This is a genomic window from Streptomyces sp. NPDC057271 (assembly GCF_042668715.1).
In the GTDB taxonomy this organism is placed as follows: Bacteria; Actinomycetota; Actinomycetes; order Streptomycetales; family Streptomycetaceae; genus Streptomyces.
This window is the reverse complement of sequence record NZ_JBHUYJ010000255.1, coordinates 1-1,326: the sequence shown is the minus strand read 5'-3', so window position 1 is coordinate 1,326 and position 1,326 is coordinate 1. Positions and strand designations below refer to the sequence as shown.

The window sequence follows — 1,326 nt, the reverse complement described above, 5'->3', positions numbered from 1 at the left end:
CCACGCCCTCGCGGTCGCCCGCGCCATCCTCGGAGAGGACCAGACATGATCCAGCCCACGCCCGCCGAGCACTGTGGCCACCAGCCCGATCCCGTCCTCGGCCGCGCAACTGAATGCGGCCTCCGCCCAGGCCACTCTGGCAGCCACGCCGACGAGACCGGCATGCGCTGGTGGATGCGCACCGAGCAGGCCGCGAAGCCCACACCTGCTGCCGAGCAGCTGCTCAACCTCGCCGACCGCGCCGAACGCCACCAGCTCACCGGAGACGAAGCCGCGAGGCTCCGCGAAGGCATCGGCGCCATGCAGGCCGACCTCGACCGGTACGAGGAAGTCCAGGGCGAGATGAACGAGCGAGCCATCGATCTCACCCGTCGCGCCGAGCAGTTGGACGACCTCGGCGACCAACACCGCCGGCTTGATATCGAGCTGCGGCACTGGAAGACCGTCATCGTTCCGGAGCTGGCTGCTGAGCGGGACCAGGCTCAGGCCGCACTCGCCGCGCTCCACGAAGGCGAGAAACCCCACGGCGACGAGCACACCGTCCCCACACCCGCACAGTGGATTTGGCACTGGAACCGCGCCACCCCGGCCAAGCGCCTGGAGGTCGCCGCCGATCTGATGAGCGCCTCCGAGCGCGCCCACCGATGCCTCATGGGCAACCACGAGAACCAGCTTGGCGAGCTACGGGAGCGCAACGCCAAGCTCCTCCAGACCGTCCACGAGCGGGACATGGCCCTGCTCGGATGGCAGGAGCAGCTCCGGAAGTCGCGGAGTATGACCGCCGCGCACTGGGCCACCATCGAACGCGTCCGCGCCTACGCCGATGACCTCGACCGCGCCGGTTGGACCCAGGCCGCGATCGCCCGCCGTGTTCGCGCCGCCCTCGACGAGCACCAGGAGCAGCCGTGACCGACCTCACCGCCTTCACCCCAGGCCCCTGCTGCGACTACCCCAACCAAGACCAGACCGACGACGGCGAAACCATCTACCTAGTCACCTGCGACTGCATCTGCCACGACACACCAGACGAGCACCAGGAGCAGCCGTGAACGTCACCCGCGTACACACCCAGCGCGGCAGCCACATCGAACCGCCCCTCGACCCCAACTGGGACAATCTCACGAAGCTCCGATGGCACGCTGCTGTCGTCGCCCATGAGACCGGCCTCACCGTCGAGGTAGAACCCCAGCCAGAGGCCAGCGACTACAGCGTCACCATCGTCGGCAGCAGCAGCGCTGCGGCTTACACCTACCGTGAGGCGTGGGTTTACCTCTCCGGCATTGGCGTCGGACATGGAGCCGCCCTCGACGAGCACCAGGAGCAGCC

General features: G+C 68.6%; 3 protein-coding genes. All 3 read left to right on the top strand.

Annotated features, from left to right (window positions below; all coding sequences use genetic code 11):
- Nucleotides 1-45 precede the first annotated feature (45 nt).
- On the top strand, nt 46-909 hold the full coding sequence (locus tag ACFUJR_RS39315; RefSeq protein WP_383181387.1) for a hypothetical protein: 864 nt from the start codon (nt 46-48) through the stop codon (nt 907-909).
- Nucleotides 906-1,049, top strand: coding sequence for a hypothetical protein (locus ACFUJR_RS39310; RefSeq protein ID WP_383181390.1), 144 nt, complete (start codon nt 906-908; stop codon nt 1,047-1,049). The genes ACFUJR_RS39315 and ACFUJR_RS39310 overlap by 4 nt, the downstream gene beginning before the upstream one ends.
- Nucleotides 1,046-1,326 (top strand): hypothetical protein (locus tag ACFUJR_RS39305; RefSeq protein WP_383181393.1); only part of this gene is annotated, 281 nt, incomplete at its 3' end. The genes ACFUJR_RS39310 and ACFUJR_RS39305, both read left to right, overlap by 4 nt.

Coding starts and splice junctions, on each gene's coding strand:
- ACFUJR_RS39315 (WP_383181387.1), top strand. CDS start 46: ATGATCCAGCCCACGCCCGCCGAGCACTGTGGCCACCAGCCCGATCCC.